Source organism: Seohaeicola zhoushanensis, assembly GCF_014656415.1.
GTDB lineage: Bacteria > Pseudomonadota > Alphaproteobacteria > Rhodobacterales > Rhodobacteraceae > Seohaeicola_A > Seohaeicola_A zhoushanensis.
In genome coordinates, this window is the sequence record NZ_BNCJ01000004.1 from 273336 (window position 1) to 292664 (window position 19329).

At 67.3% G+C, this 19329-nt stretch carries 16 protein-coding genes and 1 pseudogene; 11 read left to right on the forward strand and 6 right to left on the reverse strand.

The window, feature by feature from the left end:
• The first annotated feature begins 5 nt into the window (after positions 1 to 5).
• The 3 genes from IE266_RS10960 to IE266_RS10970 are packed head-to-tail and all read left to right on the forward strand — an operon-like array spanning position 6 to position 3632.
• Complete coding sequence (locus IE266_RS10960; RefSeq protein ID WP_189680120.1) at positions 6 to 257, forward strand: sarcosine oxidase subunit delta; 252 nt, start codon at positions 6 to 8, stop codon at positions 255 to 257.
• 1 nt (position 258) lies between these two features.
• Positions 259 to 3084 carry a 2Fe-2S iron-sulfur cluster-binding protein gene (locus tag IE266_RS10965; protein WP_189680121.1) on the forward strand — a complete coding sequence of 942 codons (2826 nt, stop codon included), beginning with the start codon at positions 259 to 261 and terminating at the stop codon, positions 3082 to 3084.
• Between the two features lie 2 nt (positions 3085 to 3086).
• Positions 3087 to 3632 carry an aminomethyltransferase family protein gene (locus IE266_RS10970; protein WP_189680122.1) on the forward strand — a complete coding sequence of 182 codons (546 nt, stop codon included), beginning with the start codon at positions 3087 to 3089 and terminating at the stop codon, positions 3630 to 3632.
• 70 nt (positions 3633 to 3702) lie between these two features.
• Here the strand turns inward: IE266_RS10970 and purU are convergent, their stop codons facing one another.
• The 3 genes from purU to IE266_RS10985 all read right to left on the reverse strand — a co-directional run bounded on the left by purU (position 3703) and on the right by IE266_RS10985 (position 6278).
• Positions 3703 to 4587, reverse strand: coding sequence for a formyltetrahydrofolate deformylase (purU, locus tag IE266_RS10975; protein ID WP_189680123.1), 885 nt, complete (start codon positions 4585 to 4587; stop codon positions 3703 to 3705).
• A gap of 63 nt (positions 4588 to 4650) precedes the next feature.
• Positions 4651 to 5076 (reverse strand): RidA family protein, encoded by a 426-nt coding sequence (locus IE266_RS10980; RefSeq protein ID WP_189680124.1) that lies wholly within the window; start codon positions 5074 to 5076, stop codon positions 4651 to 4653.
• Entirely contained in the window at positions 5073 to 6278 is a 1206-nt protein-coding gene (locus IE266_RS10985; RefSeq protein ID WP_189680125.1) for a pyridoxal phosphate-dependent aminotransferase, read from the reverse strand. The genes IE266_RS10980 and IE266_RS10985 overlap by 4 nt, the downstream gene beginning before the upstream one ends.
• Before the next feature lie 102 nt (positions 6279 to 6380).
• Here IE266_RS10985 and IE266_RS10990 point away from each other — a divergent pair, with 102 nt between their 5' ends.
• Positions 6381 to 7274 carry a LysR family transcriptional regulator gene (locus tag IE266_RS10990; protein WP_189680126.1) on the forward strand — a complete coding sequence of 298 codons (894 nt, stop codon included), beginning with the start codon at positions 6381 to 6383 and terminating at the stop codon, positions 7272 to 7274.
• Between the two features lie 60 nt (positions 7275 to 7334).
• On the opposite strand, the gene IE266_RS10995 is transcribed toward IE266_RS10990, so the two are convergent.
• Positions 7335 to 8249 carry a LysR family transcriptional regulator gene (locus IE266_RS10995; RefSeq protein ID WP_189680127.1) on the reverse strand — a complete coding sequence of 305 codons (915 nt, stop codon included), beginning with the start codon at positions 8247 to 8249 and terminating at the stop codon, positions 7335 to 7337.
• Between the two features lie 137 nt (positions 8250 to 8386).
• Between IE266_RS10995 and IE266_RS11000 the strand changes: the two genes are divergently transcribed.
• From IE266_RS11000 to IE266_RS11030, 7 genes are all read left to right on the forward strand, one after another.
• Positions 8387 to 10459: a hydantoinase/oxoprolinase family protein gene (locus tag IE266_RS11000; RefSeq protein ID WP_189680128.1), complete on the forward strand. Its 2073-nt coding sequence runs from the start codon at positions 8387 to 8389 to the stop codon at positions 10457 to 10459.
• A 13-nt stretch (positions 10460 to 10472) separates the two neighbouring features.
• Positions 10473 to 12260 (forward strand): hydantoinase B/oxoprolinase family protein, encoded by a 1788-nt coding sequence (locus IE266_RS11005; protein WP_189680129.1) that lies wholly within the window; start codon positions 10473 to 10475, stop codon positions 12258 to 12260.
• Positions 12260 to 13258: a TRAP transporter substrate-binding protein gene (locus IE266_RS11010; protein WP_189680130.1), complete on the forward strand. Its 999-nt coding sequence runs from the start codon at positions 12260 to 12262 to the stop codon at positions 13256 to 13258. The genes IE266_RS11005 and IE266_RS11010 overlap by 1 nt, the downstream gene beginning before the upstream one ends.
• A gap of 121 nt (positions 13259 to 13379) precedes the next feature.
• Positions 13380 to 13874: a TRAP transporter small permease gene (locus IE266_RS11015; RefSeq protein ID WP_189680131.1), complete on the forward strand. Its 495-nt coding sequence runs from the start codon at positions 13380 to 13382 to the stop codon at positions 13872 to 13874.
• 2 nt (positions 13875 to 13876) lie between these two features.
• The gene (locus tag IE266_RS11020; protein ID WP_189680132.1) at positions 13877 to 15184 is read left to right on the forward strand and encodes a TRAP transporter large permease; all 1308 of its coding nucleotides are present in this window, start codon (positions 13877 to 13879) and stop codon (positions 15182 to 15184) included.
• Positions 15185 to 15205: 21 nt separating this feature from the next.
• Complete coding sequence (locus IE266_RS11025) at positions 15206 to 16132, forward strand: NAD(P)-dependent oxidoreductase (RefSeq protein ID WP_189680133.1); 927 nt, start codon at positions 15206 to 15208, stop codon at positions 16130 to 16132.
• Positions 16133 to 16142: 10 nt separating this feature from the next.
• Positions 16143 to 17495 (forward strand): MmgE/PrpD family protein, encoded by a 1353-nt coding sequence (locus tag IE266_RS11030; protein ID WP_189680134.1) that lies wholly within the window; start codon positions 16143 to 16145, stop codon positions 17493 to 17495.
• Positions 17496 to 17624: 129 nt separating this feature from the next.
• Here IE266_RS11030 and IE266_RS11035 read toward each other — a convergent pair whose 3' ends face one another.
• A complete protein-coding gene (locus IE266_RS11035; RefSeq protein ID WP_189680135.1) occupies positions 17625 to 18662 on the reverse strand; it encodes a GlxA family transcriptional regulator in 1038 nt (345 codons plus the stop codon).
• Positions 18663 to 18718: 56 nt separating this feature from the next.
• Positions 18719 to 18922 (reverse strand): annotated as a pseudogene (locus IE266_RS11040) (transposase); the annotation flags it as partial.
• Positions 18923 to 19329: the final 407 nt, after the last annotated feature.

A 19329-nucleotide genomic window follows, 5' to 3' on the forward strand; every position in this document is an offset into this window, starting at 1 on the left:
ACGCCATGAAACAGCTCGAATGCCCGGTGAACGGGCTGCGCGACATCTCCGAATTCCAGTATCTCGGCCCCCGCCGGTCGACCCGCAGCGATGACCCCGACACTGTCGTCGCGCATGTCTTCTTTGCCGAGAACCCGCTCGGGCCGATGGTCGAATGGTGGCGCCACCGCCCCTCGAACACCGTCTTTCTCGCCGAACGCCACACAGTGACGGACCAGGTCCTGCGCACCTGGCTCCCCACCTCGCCGGAGACCTGACATGACCGCCCGCCTGCCTGCCCCCTGGGGCACCCGGATCGTCCGCGACACCGCCTTGACTTTCTCCTTCGACGGAACGTCGCACTGCGGCCTCGCCGGGGACACGGTCGCCAGCGCCCTGCTTGCCGAGGGCCGCTGGGTCCTGTCACGCTCGTTCAAGTATCACCGCCCGCGCGGACCCCAGTCGATGGCGGGGCTCGAGGCCAATACACTGGTGCAGATCGGCTCCGAACCCAACGTCCGCGCCGACCGGCGGCCGCTGACCGAGGGCATGGCGGTGCGCGCCCAGAACACCACCCATGGCGCCGACCGCGATCTTGGCAGCGTGCTCGACCGTTTCGGCCGGTTCATGCCGGTGGGGTTCTACTATCGCAGCTTCTTCGGTCCCTCGCGGTCAAGCTGGCTGAAATTCTGGGAGCCGCTGATCCGCCGTTCGGCCGGCCTTGGCGTCGTGGACACCGCGCTGGGCGAAGGGCACTACCAGCGCCGCAACCTCCAGTGCGACGTCCTGGTCGTCGGGGCAGGGCCCGCCGGTCTCGCCGCCGCGCGCACCGCCGCCGCGGCGGGAGCTGAGGTGGTCATCGTCGACAGCGAGCCCGAAACCGGCGGAGCGCTGACCTATGCCCGCAACGGCAGCGCGGCACTTGCACAGGCGCGCAGCGGTCTCGACGGGGTCACGATCCTGACCGGGGCCACCTGCAACGGCTGGTATACGGACAACTTCCTGCCGGTGATCCAGGGCGACACGCTCTTCCGCGTCCGCGCCGCGCAGGTGATCGTCGCCTCCGGCACGCAGGACCAGCCGCTGGTCTTCCGCAACAACGACCTGCCCGGCATCGTCTCGGCCTCGGCGGTCCAGCGCATGATGCGCCACTATGCCATCCGCCCCGGCAGCGCCGCCGTGGTCTTCGCCGGCACCCCTCATGGCATCGCCGCCGCGCTCGATCTGCACGAGGCCGGCGTTCCTGTCCGCGCCGTCCTGGTCCCGCCCGAGGCGGTGGATCTTCCGACCGAACCCCTCGCCGAGGCCGGGCTTCGCGTTCTCAAGGGCGCACGCATCCAGGGCGCCCATGGCAAGCGCCGACTGACCGCCCTTGACGTGACCACGGCCAGCGGTCGCGAAACCATTGCCTGCGACCTCGCCGTGATCGATGCGGGCGCGACGCCGGGATACCAGCTGCCCCTGCACGCGGGCGCGCAACTTGGCTTCGACGACGCCAGCCAGCGGTTCACGCTGTCGAACCTGCCCGCCAACATGCATCTCGCCGGCTCGGTCGCCGGGTGTTTCGCCCCCGATGCGGTGATCGCCAGCGGCGAACGCGCAGGCGCGCAGGCGGCAGTGGCGCTGGGTCTTGCGGCCAGCCTGCCGGATGTCCCCGATGACGCGCAGGCGCATTTCCACCGGACCTTCCCGGTCTCCGATCCCGACCCGAAGGGCCGCGATTTCGTCGATGTCGACGAGGACCTGCAGGTCAAGGACATCGTCAACGCGGTGGCCGACGGCTATGCCGAACTGGAACTGGTCAAGCGCTATTCCACCGTCGGAATGGGGCCGTCGCAAGGCCGTCATTCGGCCCTCCAGACCGCCCGCATCCTGGCCCGTGAAACCGGGCGCACCGTGGGCGAGATCGGCATCACCACCGCCCGCCCGCCCTTCGGCCCCGAAAAGCTCGGCGTGCTGGCCGGACCGCTGCGCAGCCAGGAACGCCGCACCCCGCTCAACGCGCGGCACCGCGCGGCCGGCGCGCGGATGGGGCCGGCGGGCGCCTGGTGGCGGCCGATGGTCTACGGCGATGGCCCGACCGCCGAACTGGCCGCCCAGGAGGTGCGGATGGTGCGCGAGGACGTCGGGATGCTCGATGTCTCGACCCTCGGCAAGCTGGCCATCCGTGGCCCGGACGCGGGCGCCTTCCTCGACCGCATCTACACGATGGCGCATGCGAACCAGCCGGTTGGCCGCGTGCGCTATTGCCTGATGCTGAACGAGATGGGGTCGGTCATCGACGACGGGGTCGCCTGGCGCATGGCCCCGGACCACTTCTACGTCACCGCCACCACGGGCGCGGTGGATCGCGTCTTCTCGGACATGTCCTGGTGGAATGCCCAGTGGCGGATGCAGGTCGATATCCAGAACGTCACCGCCGGCTTTGCCGCGATCAATGTCACCGGCCCGCACGCCCGCGCGGCGCTCGAAGCGCTCGCCGGCGACATCGACCTCGGCCGCGAGGCCTTCCCCTTCCTGGAAGGGCGCAGCGGTACGCTCGGCGGCTGCCCGGTGCGGATCATGCGGATCGGTTTCACCGGCGAGCTGAGTTTCGAGCTGCACACCCCTCGCAGCTACGCGCCGCACCTCTGGGACCTGCTCGAAGGCGCCGGGGTCCGGCCCTACGGCCTCGAAGCTTCGCGCATCCTGCGGCTGGAAAAGGGCCACATCATCATCGGCCAGGACACCGACGCGCTGAGCACGCCGGACGAACTGGGGATGCAATGGGCGATATCGCGCAAGAAGCCCTTCTACCTTGGCAAACCCGCCGTGGACAAGCGGCGCGCCATCGGCCTGGCCCGCACGCTCTGCCGCTTCGAACTGCCCGAAAGCGCCTTCGGCGAGGTCGGCGAATCCTGTCTCGTCATGGCGGACGGAAAGCCCGTCGGGCATGTGACCTCGGTCGCCGTCTCGCCGACGGTGGGGAAACTCATCGGGCTTGCCCATGCCGGCGCCGAACCGGGGCAGGGCATCGCCATCCGCACCCGCTCCGGGGTAGAGGTGCAGGCGCCGCTTGTCGGCCACGCCTTCTACGATCCGCAAAACGCCAGGCAGGAGGCCTGAACATGACCGCTCATCCCCGGCGCAGCTTCCCGCTGGCAGATCGTCCGCTCGTACCGGCAACCGGCGACAACCGCCTGATCGACCTGACCGCGCGCCCGCGACTGGGCCTGCGCGGGCCCGGAACCCCTGCCTGGTGCGCGGGCCATGGGCTGCCCTTCCCGGACCGGATCAACCAGACGGCAGAGGCCGGGGGCATCACCGTCGCCCGTCTCGGAACATATGAGATCCTCGTCCTCACCGACGGGCAGGCAAGCCTCCCGGCCACGCCTCTGCCGCCCGATGCCTGGGACGGATACCGGGATGAGACATGGTTCTGGATCCGCATGACCGGCCCGTCCACGCAAGCCGCGCTGGCAACGCTGACAAGCGTCGACCTGCGTCCGGCCAGGGTGCCGCCGGGCCGCGTCCTGCAAACCCGTGCCGCGGGGCTCGACGCCGTGCTGGTCCTGCATGAGGGGTCTGTCGACATCTTTGCCGACATCGCTTCGGCCGAATACTTCGCCGACGTCCTGGCCGACCGCTGCCCGGAGTTCGGCTGGTCCGAGTGATCCGGAGAGACAGCCGCCCAACAAGGTCCGGGGCCGGTTGCCGTTGGTTCGGCAACCGGCCCCTCTGCGTTCAGCCCATCCGGTCCGAGGCGTAGGAATTCGGCGAGGCCGGGAAGACCACCGTCTTGTTTCCGTTCAGGAAAACCCGGTGATGCGCATGGGCATGGATCGCCCGCGCCAGCACCCGCGCCTCGACATCGCGGCCCAGCGAAACATAGTCCTCCGGGCTCTGCGCATGGGTGACAAGCGTCACGTCCTGCTCGATGATCGGGCCCTCGTCGAGGTCGGCGGTCACGTAATGCGAAGTCGCCCCGATCAGCTTCACGCCGCGCTCGAAGGCCTGCTTGTAGGGGTTCGCGCCCTTGAACGAGGGCAGGAACGAGTGGTGGATGTTGATGATCCGGCCCGACATCCGGCGGCACATCTCGTCGCTCAAGACTTGCATGTAGCGGGCCAGGACGATCAGGTCGGCGCCGGTCTCCTCCACGATCGCGAGGATCTGCGCCTCGGCCTGGGGCTTGTTCTCCTTCGTCACCCGGATGCAATGGAACGGCAGGTCGTGGTTCACCACCACCTTCTGGTAGTCCATGTGGTTCGAGATGACCGCCACGATCTCGATCGGCAGCGCGCCGATGCGCCAGCGGTAGAGCAGGTCGTTGAGGCAGTGGCCGAAGCGGCTCACCATGATGACGACCTTCATCCGCTCGGTCCCGCTGTGAAAGGCGAAGGTCATGTCGAAACGCTCCGCCACCGCTGCAAAGGCCGCCTCGAGCTCGGTCAGCGCCGCCCCCGTCTCGGGCGTGAAGCCGATGCGCATGAAGAAATTGCCGGTCTCGGCGTCGTCGAACTGCGAGCTGTCGGTGATGTTGCAGCCATGCTCGGCGAGGAAGGCGGAAATGGCGGCGACGATCCCCCGCGTCGAGCGGCAGGTCACGGTCAGGCATAGGTCGGTCATTCGGGGTCCCCGGTGACTGGTGGTGGGTTTGGGAGGGAAGGAAGGGCCCGGCGGCGTCGCGGCTCAGACGGCCGCGACGAGCTGGATCTCGACCGGAGCATTGCCCGGCAGGCTGGCCACGCCTACGGCGCAGCGGCTGCATATGCCGCGCGCGCCCAGTCTCTCGCGCAGGAAGGCCGAGGCGAAATCGGCCACCCTGCTGTGCTCGGTGAAGCCGGCCTCGGCCGCGACATAGACGGTCAGCGTCAGGATCGCGGCGATTTCCTCTTGCCCCGAAAGCGTCGCCTCGGCGGCGCGAAGCGCATTGGCGCAGGCAAGGATCACCGCCTCGCGCTGCGCCTCGACCTCGCCGGTGCGGACGGGGCCGTGATACATCATCCGGCCATCCTGACGGGGCGTCATCCCCGCCGTGTAGATCAGCCCGCCATGCCGGCGCGCGGCGACATAGTCGCCCTGCGGCACCGGCTGCGCGCCCCCGATCCGGCTCATGCGCGGTACCTTTCGACCAGCGCGGCGATGCGCTCGACCGCGGCGACCGATGCGGCGTGATCCTGCGAGAAGTTCAGCCGGATGCTGTCGGTGGCATGGGGGCTGAACTCGGACCCCGGCGTGACCGTGACGCCGGCCTGCGTGCGCAGCGCGGTGACGAAGTCCTGCGGCGGGATCGCCAGCTTCGGCAGCCTCGGGAAGACATAGCTGCCCGCATCCGCGGGCCGCACCACGCAGCCTTCGATGCCGCGGAACCCCGCGATCAGGTCGTCCCGGATCGCCTGATGCGCCTTGATCCGGTCGGCCATCCAGCCGGCGGGCTCGTCGAACCAGGTGCGCAGCACCGCCTGCGAATAGCCCGGCGCGCGCAGCGACACGATCGCCTGCAACTTCTCCATCCGCTCGACGATCGCCGGATCGCCGAAGGCCACGCCAAGGCGATAGCCGCTCAGCGACTCGGTCTTCGAAGGTCCCATGATGGTCACCACGTTGTCCGGCATGGTGGCGCGCAGATGGGTATAGGTGACACCCGGATAAAGCAGCCGCGAATAGAGCTGGTCGACGATGACCGTCGCCCCATAGCGACCGGCCAGCTCGGCGATGCCGGCGATTTCCGCCGGCGAATAGACGACCCCGGCCGGGTTGTTCGGGTTGGAGAACAGGAAGACCTTCGCGCCGGCGCGGAACGCCTCTTCGAGCTGGGTCAGGTCCAGCCCCGCGCCGCTGGCGACACCGGCATAGTCCATGCGCACCGGGATGAGCTCGGCCTCCAGGAACTCGACCAGCTTGCGGTTGGCGAAATAGTCGGGCTGGACGATCGCCACCTTGTCGCCCGCCGATACCGTCGCCCCGATGGAGAGGAACAGCGCGCCCTGGGTTCCTGGCGTGAGGATCAGCCCGTCACGGGCATCCACCGCCGCGCCGGTGAAGGCCGCCAGCCGCTCCGCCAAGATCTCGCGGATCGCCGCCGATCCGCGATACTCGGTATAGGCCTGCGCCCCGCCGGCCGCGACACCCGCCGAGAAGGCCTCGAACGAGCCGGGCGTCGGAGGGTGCGCGTCGACGTCGCCGTGCGAAAAGTCGACCGGCCGGCCGGGCAGGGGTTCGCCCCGCAGCCATGCGCCATTGGCCTCACCCAGCCGGGCTTCCTGCCCCGGTGCATTGTCGGTGCCAAGCCGGGCAAATTTGGTTGCTGCATTCATCGTCGAAAACCCTTTTGCACGTTCCTTGCGCCCCTCTTACAGCAGAGATTGATAAAAACAAAAACTAGTGTTTTTGCATTCAGGTGATAGAAAATCTTTCTTATGGACACGCGCTTCCTGGAAACCTTCATTGTCATCGCCGACTGCGGTTCGATCGCCGAGGCGGCGCGCCGTCAGAACCTCACGCCGGCGGCCCTGGCGCAAAGGCTGAAGGCGCTCGAAGACGATCTCGGCCACCCGCTCGTGGTGCGTTCCGGCCGAACGGTGCGGCCGACGGCGGAGGGTCTGGCCATACTCGACCGCGCCCGCGCGCTGGTGCGCGACAGCCGCGACCTTCAGGCGCTTGCCGCGCGCGGCGTGCCCGCGGGCCGGCTCAGGCTCGGGGCGACGGCCACCGCGATGACCGGCCTTCTGCCGTCCATCATCGACCAGATGGTCCAGCTTCACCCGGACGTCGAATACCACGTCCGCCCCGGTTCGTCGCTCGACCTCTATCACCAGCTAATCGGGGGCGACCTGGATGCGGCCCTGATCGTGAGACCGCAGTTCACCCTGCCCAAGTCGGTCTCCTGGGCCTCGCTGCGCGAGGAGCCCCTGGTCCTGATCGTCCCGGAGGACACGGACACCGACGACCTGGCGCAGCTTTTCGCGACCCAGCGCTTCATCCGCTACGACCGCAACCAATGGGGCGGGCAGATCGTGGACACGTATCTGCGCAGGCAGGGCCTCGAGGTCCGCGAATGGCTGGAACTCGACGCGCTCGACGCGATCGCGGCAATGGTGGGCCGCGGCCTGGGCATCGCGGTGGTGCCCGACTGGGGCGCGCCCTGGCCCGAGGGCCTGAGGCTGCGGAAAGTCCCCCTGGCACAGGGCGAAGTTCGCCAGACAGGCGTGCTGTGGCACCGGACCAGCGCGAGGATCGCGGCCATCGAGGCCTTCGTGCTGGCCTGCCATCAGGATTCGGAGGCCGCCCGGCAGTCGCGCCCTTCCGGCTGACCTCCCCTTGCCACTTTGGCCCGAACCCCGGGGCGTTTCGCCCGGCCCGGTTCGCGCAGGTCAGTACAGCAGCCGTATCCGCTGCACCGAGGTCTGGATCCGCAGGAAATCCTGCGCGCCCCTGGCAATTTCCGAGGCGGCGATGGAGCCGGCGATCTTCGGATGGGCGACGCAGAAACTCGTCTCCGGCATCACGAAATCCGTCTTGAGCTGCATGAGCTGACCCGAGGCCAGTTCGCGTTCCACCGCCGACAGCTGGAGGTAGCCCGCGCCAAGTCCCTGTTCCACGAGCAGCACGATGCTCTGCAAGGTATTGGCGGGGCTTATGCGGTGACTGGTGATTTCGGCCTTGGACAGGGCGGCCCGCAGATCCTGGTGCGGTTGCGTCACCCGGTCGAAGGTGAAGATGGTCATGCGGGCGATGTCGTTGATGCCAAAGACCCGGTCCGCCGGGATCCCGAGCTTGGGGGAAACGATGAACCCGCTCGGATAGGCGCAGAGCTGGGTCGATTGCAGGTCCGTGTGCGAAACCGGCCCCACCATGAAGGCAATATCCAGGTCACGCTGGATCAGCGCTTCGCGCAGCCGATACGAAACCTCGACATGGGCTTCGAAAACGGCGTTCGGGAACTGGGCCCTGAGATAGGACATGAACTCGGGGAACCAGGTGACGGCCACGGTATCCGATGCACCGATCCGGATCGTCCCGGCCACCGGATCCGCCAGCCCGATGTCGCGCAGGGCCTTGCCGCGGAACTCCAGCAGCGTCTCGGCGTGACCCAGGAATTGCCGACCCAGCGGGGTCAGGGCCACACGGTGGCCCGAGCGGTCGAACAGTTCGACGCCCAGCGATGTCTCCAATGCCTTGATACGGGCAGATATGGCCGGCTGCGTGGTGTTCTGTTTTTCCGCGGCGAGGCGGTAGGTGCCCAGAATCGCGACCCAGTAAAAGCTCTGAATCTGGTCGAAAGTCATTTGAAATCAGGTCCTTGATGCACCTCTCGTCGGGGTATTGATAAACCATGTTTATCAAGATTGATACGAATTTCTCGTTTGTTTTTAACATTGGCCTGCGTCTCAATGCCCTGAAATGGAAATGACAGGAGCTGCAGATGGAGTGGCGGGCTGGGTCGGATATCGGCGGAACCTTCACCGATATCGCCTATATCGACGAACGGGGTGTCCTGAACGTTGGCAAGGTGCCAACGACGCCGGACAGCTTTGGACGGGGGGTCATGAACGGGCTGCGCGGGCTGGCGGAAACGCATTCGCTCGCGCTCTCCGAGATGTCCGAGATGGTTCACGGCTGCACCGTGGCGACGAATGCCATCCTCGAAGGCAAGGGCGCTCGCACCGCCCTCATCACCACGCGCGGCTTCCGGGATGTGCTCGAACTGCGGCGGATCCGGGTGCCGGCGCTCTACGACCCTCTCTACGTCAAGCCGGCGCCGCTGGCCCCGCGGAATCTACGCTTCGAGGCCGATGAACGGATCGACGCGCGCGGGACCGTGATCGAGGCGCTGGACGAGGAGGGAATTCTGCGCATCGCCCAGGTGCTGCGGCAACACGCTGTCGAAGCCGTAAGCGTGTGTTTCCTGCACTCCTACGCCAATCCGGCGCATGAACGCAGGGTCGGCGAGATCCTGCGCGCCGAGCTGCCCGGCATCTTCATCTCGCTCTCCGTCGATATCCTGCCGCAAATCCGGGAATACGAACGCACGAGCACCGCGGTCATCAATGCCTATGTCGGCCCGACCGTCCGTCACTACCTCGAGAACATGACGCAAAGCCTGCGGGAAGCCGACTGCCGGGCCTCGGTGGCGATGATGCAATCGTCAGGCGGCACGGTCGACGCCGCATCGGTTCTCGCTAAACCCGCCCAGATCGTCGAATGCGGACCCGCCGCGGGCGTGGTCGGGGCGGCATATCTCTGCGGCCGGATGGGCATCGGGAATGCCATCACCTTCGACATGGGGGGCACCACCGCAAAGGCGTCGCTGATCGAGGACGGCGCTCCGATCTATGCCGAGAACTACGAAGTCGGCTCTTCGATGAGCTCCGCCGGCTCGATCACCGGGGGCGCGGGCTATGCGTTGAAACTGCCCGTCATCGACATCTCCGAGGTTGGCGCGGGCGGCGGTTCGATCGTGCGCATCGACCGTGCCGGAGCGATCAAGGTCGGCCCGGAAAGTGCCGGCGCGGTTCCGGGCCCGGCCTGCTACGGTACCGGCGGCACTGAACCAACCGTGACCGACGCCAATGTGGTGCTGGGTTTTCTCGATCAGGCCGGCCTTGCCGGCGGCACCGTCCCGATCCGCCCCGACCTGTCGCGCGCGGCCATCGACCGGGTCGTCGCACAGCCGCTCGCGATGCCGACGCAAGAGGCGGCCTTCGGCATCCACCAGCTCGCCAATGCGACGATGGTGCGGGCGATCAAGGCGGTGACCACCTACCGCGGCCGCGACCCGCGCGATTTCGTCATGTTCGCTTTCGGCGGCAACGGCGGGGTGCACGGCGTCGGCCTGGCGCGCAGCCTCGAGATCAAGCGCGTCATCGTCCCACCTGCCGCCGGCGTCTTCAGCGCCGTGGGGCTGATGGTGGCGACCCGGTCCGTGTCCGTCGCCGCCGCTTTCCACGCAAGCCTGGCCTCGGCCAGCGCGGAAGAGGCCAACGCCGGGTACGACCGGCTGCGCGCCGAGGCGGATCAGCTGCTGGGCCTTGCCGCCGGCGCCGGAGCCTATCGGCTCGAAGTCGAGATGCGCTATGTCGGCCAGGCCTTCGAACTGACGGTGCCGCTCCTGGCCGAGCGGTTCCGGGAAGATGGCAAGGCGGACCTGCGCGAGGCCTTCGAGGCCGAACACGCGCGCCGGTTCGGGCATCGGCTGGACGCCGGGAACGCCGTCGAGATCGTGTCGCTGAAACTGCGTGCGACCGACCCCGCCCGGATGCCCCCGGACATGCTGGTGCTGCAGCGCGATACCGGGACCCGCGCGGACCGCCAGGTCTATTTCGGAAGCGCGCATGGATCGCTCATGACCCGGGTGGTCGATCGCGGCGACCTCCCGACCGAACCCTGCGCGGGGCCGCTGATCGTCGACGAATACGAAGGCACCACCGTCGTGCCGCCCGACGCTTCGGTCCATCGCGACACGTTCGGCAACATCGTCATCGACCTTCACTACTGATCCGGGAGCCATCATGACCACGAGCAAGACCGACCCGTTCCTCCTGGAAGTCCTGCGCCACTCCTTCGACTCGATCGCCGAGGAGATCACCCTGACGATCATCCGCACGGCCTTCTCCCAGATCGTCCGGGACTCGCTGGATTTCTCGACGGCGCTTTGCGACACCAGGGCCAGGACGATCGCGCAGGGGATCTGCACGCCGATGCACCTCGGCAGTTTCCGCGATGCGCTGCTGAACCTGATCGAGGAGGTGGGGGACGACCTCCATCCCGACGACATCTTCATCATGAACGACCCCTACGCCGCGGCGGGTCAGCACCTGCCGGATATCTACGTGGTCAAGCCGATCACACACGGCGGCCGGCACAAGGGCTGGGCCATGACGCTGGCCCATCACTCCGACGTCGGCGGCATCGTCGCAGGGTCCAACGCCCTGGGCGCCCACGAGATCTGGCAGGAAGGGCTGCGCATCCCGGTGCTGAAGCTCTACGACAAGGGCCGCCGGAACGAGACGCTCTGGAAGTTGATCGCGCTCAACGTGCGCACCCCCGACATGGTCCTCGGTGACCTCCAGGCGCAGATTGCGGCCTGTGCCACCGGCGCACATGCCATGGAACGGCTCTACGACCGCTACGGCCACGAGACGATCGACACCGCCATCGACGATCTGAACGACTACGCCTACCGCCTTGCCCTCAGCGAACTGGCCGACATTCCGAACGGCACCTATCGCTTCATCGACCATATTGACGGGATCGGCGAAAACCCCGAGCCGATCAAGCTGCAGGTGGCCGTGACCGTCAGCGACGAAAAGGTGGTGGTCGACTGGGAGGGCTCCTCGCCGCAGGTGCCCGCCGGGGTCAACTCCACGCTGCCGTTCACCAAGGCCAGTGCCTATGCCGCGCTGCGCTCGGTGATGGTCGCCGACATCCCGAACTGCCATGGCTTCACCGAGATCGTCGAAGTCCGCGCCCCGGTCGGTTCCGTGGTTAACCCGGTGTCTCCCGGCCCCTGCGGCGCGCGCGGCATCACCGGATACCGCATGATCGACTGCCTCATGGGGGCGCTCGCCCAGGCCGTTCCGGCCCGTGTCACCGCCGATGGCTCGGGTGGTTCGACCCTGCCGACCATCTCGGGCAGCATCGACGGCAAGCCCTACATCTTCTGCGAGACGGCCATGGGCGTCTGGGGCGGCGCGCGCGACCACGATGGCCAGGAAGGCGTCCCCCACATCGGCGCCAACCAATCCAACATCCCGGTCGAGATGATCGAGGCCGCCTATCCGATCAGGATCGAGCACTATGGCTACGTGCGCGACAGCGGCGGGGCAGGGCGGCAGCGCGGCGGTCTGGCGATCCGGCGCGAGTATCGCACCCTTTCGGACGCGGCCTGGCTCAACGTCCGCTCCGACAAGCGCGCCTTCCCGCCCCATGGCCTCTTCGGCGGCGAGGACGGAGCGCCTTCGATGAACCGGGTGCTGCGCCAGGGCCGTCCCGACCGCGTCCTGCCCGTGCTGCTCAGCGAACCCGTTCGGATGCGCCAGGGCGACATCTTCAGCCACACGATGGCGAGCGGGGGCGGCTACGGCGACCCCTGGCAGCGAGATCCCCGCTCCGTGCTCGAGGACGTGACCCAGGACCGGGTCTCGCTCGAGGCCGCGCGCGAGCGATACGGCGTGGCGATCGTGCGCGCAGGGCACGAATACGAAATCGACGAGGTTTCGACCCGAAAACTGCGGGCCAGGACAACCGCGGACGGAAAGAAAAACGAAATGGCAACTCTCCAACAAGGGAATGAATGATGAAGAAAATGCTGAAAGCCACCGGGGCCTCGCTGGCCATCGCGCTTGCCTTCATGTCGACCGCGCACGCCGGCGGCCTGAACATGACGAGCGAATACGAACTGAACTCGCTCATGGGCAAGAGTGACCAGATCTTCGCCGACAAGGTCGGCGAATTGTCCAAGAGCGGCGTCGAGGTGACGCTGCACCTCAATGGCAGCCTGGGCCTGAAGTCGGCCGACAACCTGGATGCCGTTTCGGACGGCGTGGTCGACATCGCCGACACGCTTGGCGGCGTGCTTGCCGGATCCGACCCGATCTTCCTGCTGAGTTCGCTGCCCTTCATCGTCTCGGGGCCAAAGGAGGCGCGGGCGCTCTACGATGCCGCGCGCCCCGCCTACGAGGAGTTCTTCCGCCAGAACGGCCAGATCCTGCTCTACGCCTCGCCATGGCTGCCGTCCGGGTTCTGGGCCAACAAGCCGATCGACACGGTCGAGTCGCTGAACGGCTGGAAGCTGCGCACCTATGATGCGAACGGGACGCGCACGATGATCGCGGCCGGCGCCTCGCCGATCCAGCTGTCCTGGGCCGACGTGGTGCCGCAGCTGGCGACCGGCGGGATCGACGGGGTGCTGACCTCTTCCGAAGGCGGAGCAACCGCGAAATTCGACGAGCACCTCTCGCATTTCACCGAGATCAACTACGCCCTGCCGCTGAACTTCCGCCACATGAACGCCGCGGCCTTCGAGAGCCTTCCCGAGGACCAGCAGAAGGCGATCCGCGAGGCCGCCGCCGTCGCCGAAGAGGCCGGCTGGGCCGCCGCAACCGACCTCGTCGAGAAGATCTACACCCAGCTCGGCGGTGCCGGCGTGACGATCGTCCGAGAGGTCCAGCCCGAGCTGCGCACGCATCTGAACGACGCCGCAAAGACGGTGATCGAAGACTGGCGCGGCAAGGCGGGCGAGGCCGGCGCAAAGGTGCTGCACGCCTACGGCGAAGCGGTCGGCCGTCAATACTGATGCCATCTGCGGCGTTCGCGCATCGGGCCGAGCGCCGCCCAGTCCGGCCCGCCAGGCGGCGGGCCGCGGCGGCTGCTGCCGTTCCGGCAGCAGCCTGGTCAGCGTCAAAAGGCGAAAAATCATGATAGGCAATATTGTTGACGTCACCTCGAAGACGGCGAACTGGCTCGCGGCGCTTTTGCTGTTCTGCATGTTCGGCCACATTCTCTACGAGGTGATCCTCAGGAACTTTTTCGACACCTCGACCTTCGTCCTCGACGAATTCGTCGGCTACGCGGTGTCGGGGCTGGCGTTCCTGGCTCTCGGCGAAAGCCTCCGCCGGGGCGAGATGCTTTCGGTGGCCATTCTCGAAACCGTCCTCCCGCGCCGGATCTGGGCCTGGGTCTCGGTCTTCGCCAATGCGCTCGCCATATTCGTCGGCGCGATGATGGTCTTCTTCATCGGCCGCAGCGCGCTCATCAACCTCGAGCGGGGCACGACCTCCTCCTCGGTTGCCGAAATTCCCCAGGTCATTCCGCAGGCCATTCTCTGCGCCGGTGCCGCGATCTTTGTCCTTCGCGCCATCGAGATGACCTGGAAAGCGCTGGGCAACGCCGTTTCGGCCGAAAGGATCTGACCATGGACGCAGGTTCCGTAACCTTCCTCGTTTTCCTCTTCCTCGTCGGTTTCCTGGCCAGCGGCACGGCGATCTTCGTCGCGATCATCTGCACATGCGCCGTGAGCCTGACCCTGTTTCTCGGCTTCGACGTCCAGCGTCTCGGCGCAACGCTCGCCCGGATCCTGATCCGAAGCTCGAGCGCCTGGGAACTCTCGGCCATTCCGCTCTTCATCTGGATGGGCGAGATCGTGCACCGCACGTCACTTGTCGCGGGGCTCTTCAAGGGGCTCGCCCACCTGGTCCGCCGCTTGCCCGGCGGCCTGCTCCATACCAACGTGATCGGCTCCGCGATGTTCGCGGCGGTCTGCGGATCGAGCACGGCCACGACCGCGACGGTCGGCAAGATCTTTCTCGGCGAACTCGGCAAGCGCGGATACGACAGGTCCATTTCGATCGGCTCGCTGGCCGGGTCGGGCACGCTCGGCCTGCTGATCCCGCCGTCGATCATCATGATCATCTACGGCCTGCTGGCACAGGTCTCGATCATCCAGCTGTTTGCCGCCGGCATCCTGCCGGGCCTGCTGATCGCCGGCCTCTATAGCCTCTACATCGCGCTGCGGACCGGCCGCGGCAGCGCGCCACCCCCGCAGGATACCGAGGACGATCCGATTTCCACCGCGCGTGCGCTCCTCTACCTGATGCCCGTGGTATCCCTGATGCTGCTGGTCCTGGGGTCGATCTACAGCGGCTACGCGACACCATCCGAGTCCGCCACCATCGGCGTCGCCGGAGCGCTGCTGCTCACCCTGCTGCGCGGCGAACTGACCTGGCGCCTGCTGCTCGAAACCGTGCAGGGCGCGGTGCCGATGTCCTGCACGATCATCATGCTGATGGCGGCGGCGGCCTTCCTGTCGACGACGATGGGCTTCCTGCACATCCCGCAGGATGTCGCCAGCATCATCGGCGGTCTCAACCTAGGCCCCTATGCGCTCCTTCTGGTTCTGTCGGTCTTCTACCTCGTGCTGGGCCTGCTTCTCGACGGCATCTCGATCACCGTGATGACCCTGCCGATCACGCTCCCCCTGATCGTCGCGAACGGTATCGATCCGCTGTGGTTCGGGATCTTCCTGATCGTCATGGTCGAACTGGCCCAGGTCACGCCTCCGGTCGGTTTCAACCTCTTCGTGATCCAGGGCATCAGCGGCGAGACCGTGCTCCAGATCGCCAGGCACGCCTTTCCCTTCTTCCTGCTGATGTGCCTTGCGGCGGTGCTTCTCGCGATCTTCCCGCAGATCGTGCTGTGGCTGCCCCATGCGCTCTACAAGTGACGGGCAGCAGGTGCGACGCCGATGAAACCGCCCGCCTTCGTCGATTGCCCCGGTATCCTGAGCGAACGCCTCAGCCCGGACATGTACAGCGACATTCCGGGTCTCGAGATCTTCCATGGCGCGCCGGCTGACGAGGAGGGGCTGATCGACCGGCTGCGGGGAAGGCGCCATGCGATGGTCAGCTCCGGCCACCTGTCCAGGCGGGTGCTGGACCACTGTCCGGAACTCGAGACCGTGGCCCATCTCTGCTCGCGCCTCGAAGACCACGCCGATCTCGCGGCGGCCGCCCGGCGCAACCTGCGCATCGAATGTGTCGGGGAAACCGGCGACCGCTCCGTCGCGGAACACATGGTGACACTTGCGCTCTGCGCGCTCAAGCACATCGGCGAAACCGACCGTGCCCTCCGGCGGGGCGACACGGCGCTGCCCCGCGGCGAGGAGATCCGCGGGAAGGTCTTCGGCGTCCTGGGGGACGGCCGCGGCAGCGACGAGACGGCCCGCCTGGCCGATGCGCTTGGCGCGACCGTGATGCGCTGGCCTGAAAGGCCCGGCGCCATGCCCGAAGGGACGCGCTGGGCGGCACTCGACGAGATCCTGGCGACCGCCGACATCCTTTCGGTTCATCCGTCGCAAGGAAACGGAACCGACAGTGAAACGATCACCCGGTTCTTCGACGGCATCAAGCCGGGCGTGATCCTGGTCATCGCAGGCCGCGCTCGGGCCATGGACCAGGCCGCCCTGATCGAGGCGCTGCAATCCGGGCGCGTCGCACACCTTGCCTGTGAATTCGGCCCCGAACTGGTCGCCGACCCGGCCAGTCCGCTTCTGACGATGGGCAACGTGACCTGTGTCTCGCCGTCCTCCTGGCTCACGCCAAGCGCAGTGGACCGGCTCCTGACCTCGGGTTTCCGCCTTCTGGCCCGACATATCGCAATCTACGGGAATTGAGGAATAACCCATGAACCAGCAACCAAAGCGCAAACCGGAGCCGTCGCTGCTCGAATTTGCCGCCTTCCTCGCCGAGACGCCTTCGGCCTCGATCCCGGCGCCGCTGCTCGCGCGCGCCGCCGACTGCGTGCTCGATTGCCTGGGGGCCGCTGCCGCCGGCTCGCAAATGGCCGTCGTCGGCGAAGTCGCCAAACGGATGGGCGCAACGATGGGGCAGGGCCAGGCCAGCATCTGGTTCACCGGACAGAAGGCGCATCCGATCGCGGCGGCAACCGCCAATGCCTTCGCCGCCACCGTGCTCGACATCGACGACGGCCATCGCAAGGCAAAGGGCCACGCCGGCGCAGCCGTGGTATCCGCCGCGCTCGCCGTGGCCGAGGAGAACGGCGCGTCCTTCCTGGATTTCCTCGCGGCCGTGCTCATGGGCTACGAGGCGGGCGTCCGCGTCGCGGTCGGCCGCACGCCAGAGCGCCAGCATGACACCGCAAGCGGCATCTGGAGCGGGATCGGCGCCGCGGTCGCCGCGGCCCGGCTCTCGGGCGCCAGCGCTCCGCTCATGGCCCAGACCCTGCTCATCGCCGAGCAACACTCGCCGCAGCTCGCCTCCGCCATGCACCACGGATTTGCCGGCGCCACCGTCAAGGAAGGCATCCCCTGGTCGGTCATGACCGGCATGTATGCGGCCCAGCTGGCCGAGACGGGGTTCACCGGATACCCCGGAACCTTCGACCTGCCGGCGCTGTATCAGCCGGGCGCATTGTCGGGCGGGCAGTTCCTCGCGTTCCAGGGCCTGTATTTCAAACCCTATGCCTGCTGTCGCTGGATTCATTCCGCGCTCGACGGCGTCACCGGGCTGATGGACGCGCACGGACTCGATCCCGAAGCGATAGAAGAGGTCGAGGTGCACACCTTCGAACGCGCGGTATGCCTGGCCAATTCAACCAGCCCGGAAACCCTGGTCGACGCCCAGTTCTCGATCCCCTTCTGCGTCGCCCTGGCTGCGACCAGGGGCGGACAGGCGCTCTTGCCGATGACACCGGACGCACTGTCGGACCAGGCGGTCCTGCGCCTCGCCCGGCGCGTTCGGCCCTCGTTCGATCCCGAGATGGAGCGGCTGTTTCCCGCGCTGGCGCCTGCGCGCGTCAAGCTCCGTCACCGCGGCGAAACCTTCGAGCGCAGGGTCGACGCGGCCTTCGGTGACCCGACCAACCCGATGGATCGCAATGACCTCCGCGCCAAGTTTGCCACCCTGGCCGGACCGGTCCTGGGCGCGGACCGCATCGCGGCAATCGAGAACGCCCTGGCGTCTGACGCCACTGCCCGGGCCAGCGACGTCCGCTCCGGGCTCGGCGCGCTGTTGTGAGCACTGCGGGCAGGGCGCGCCTGCGCCCTGCCGCGATCCGCCGGCCTCAGGCAGACCACCGCCGCAAACGTGGAAGGCCGCGCAAGGCCTCCCGGATCGCAGCCTCAGGCAGGCTGCCTCGGCCCGTTGTCATTGAACAAGCTGGTCCGGGCGCCCCTTGAGTTTGGTGGGCACGATCCCGAACCGCGCCTTGAAGGCCCTGGTGAAATGGGACGAGGCCTCGAAGCCGCAGGCCGTGCTGATTTCCGCGATCGACAGGTCCGTCGTGGCCAGCAGGTTGCGGGCCCGGTCGAGCCGGACGTTGCGGTAGAAGACCGCGGGTGTTTCGTTCAACTGGCTGACGAAAAGCCGCTCCAGCTGCCGCCGTGATCCGCCAACCGCCTCGGCGATATCGTGGATCGAGAGCGGCACATCCACGTTGGTCCGCATCAGGTTGACCGCTGCGACCAGCAGCGGGCTGCGCGATTTCATCACCGCCGAGGTGGAGCTCCGCTGGGTCGGTTCAACCCCCAGCGTGGCCGGGCGCAGGCACATGTCCGACACCATCGCCGCAAAGACCGCGCCATGATCCTCGGCGATCAGCGCGATCATCATGTCGGTCGCGGCGGCCCCGCCCCCGCAGGTGATGACCCGCGCGTCGATCTCGTAGCGCGACAGGGTCGGCTCCAGCTCCGGAAAGGTTTCGCAGAACCCCGGCTGGTTCTCCCAGTGCAGGGTGAAACGCCTGTCGGCCAGCACCCCCGCCTTCGCCAGCGCCACCGCTCCGGTGCAGATACCGCCGACCGTCCCGCCAAAGCGGTGATGCCGCTGCACCGCCCCGACCACGGCGGGCGCGCCGGCGGCCATCGCCGGGTTGCCGGCGCAGACGAAGAGCCGGACCTCCTTGTTCTGCGCGCTCAGCGCACCACCGACGGTAATCTCGATCCCCGACGAACTGGTGGCGGGCGCGCCATCCGGCGACATCAGGTGCCAGCGGTAGAGCGGCTTCTGCGACAGCTGGTTGGCGATGCGCAGCGGCTCCACCGCCGATGTGAAGGCCAGCAGGGTGAAACCGGGAACCAGCACGAAGGCATAGGCCCGCGTCGGCCCCGGCGACTCGACTGGCTGATAGGCCGCCCCCTTCGGAACCAGCGCCTTCAGATCTTCTTCGGTGTCGTTGCCGGTCATGTCACTGCTCCCTGTGACACCCAGTCTACCCCAAAGCGCGGCGCGTAACACGGTCGAGGAAGATCACCGATGTCGCTGGCGGTGAACTCGGCGGCCTGGATTCCCAGTGTCTTCTCGTCGATCCCGGCATGGATCTTGCGCCAGACGCGCCGTTTCGTGCCTCCGTGCTTGCGAGCGTTCCACTCGCCTTCGCCCTTGATCTTGATCCCGGTGCTGTCCACCAGCAGGTGCAGGGGCCCGTCCGAATCGCGATAGGCAATCCACCGCTTCGGACCGCCAGAGATCATGAAGACCGATCAGGGGTCGCCGTTCACGTCTTTTGTCTGGACTGACCGGCTGAAACGGATCGGCACCCGGACCCCCCTCTCGGCGATTGCCTGCAATCACCTGCCGGCAACGGATGGAGGGCAAGGGGCGCTGCCTCGACCACATCTTCATCGAGCGCCAGTGGCGGGCGCTGGCCGGTGGATCACCTTCTGCAACCACCAGCGGCCCCATGCCGCCCATGGCGGACAGCCGCCCGCCGTGGTCTCCTTCAACCAGATCGAAACCGATCAGCAGGGACAGAGAGTAGCTTAAACTACGTAAGATCCTGTCCAGGAGGCGGGGAGTATGTATGAACTGCCTTCCCCTGCAAGTGATTTGTCGATCCGCCGCCGACCCTGCT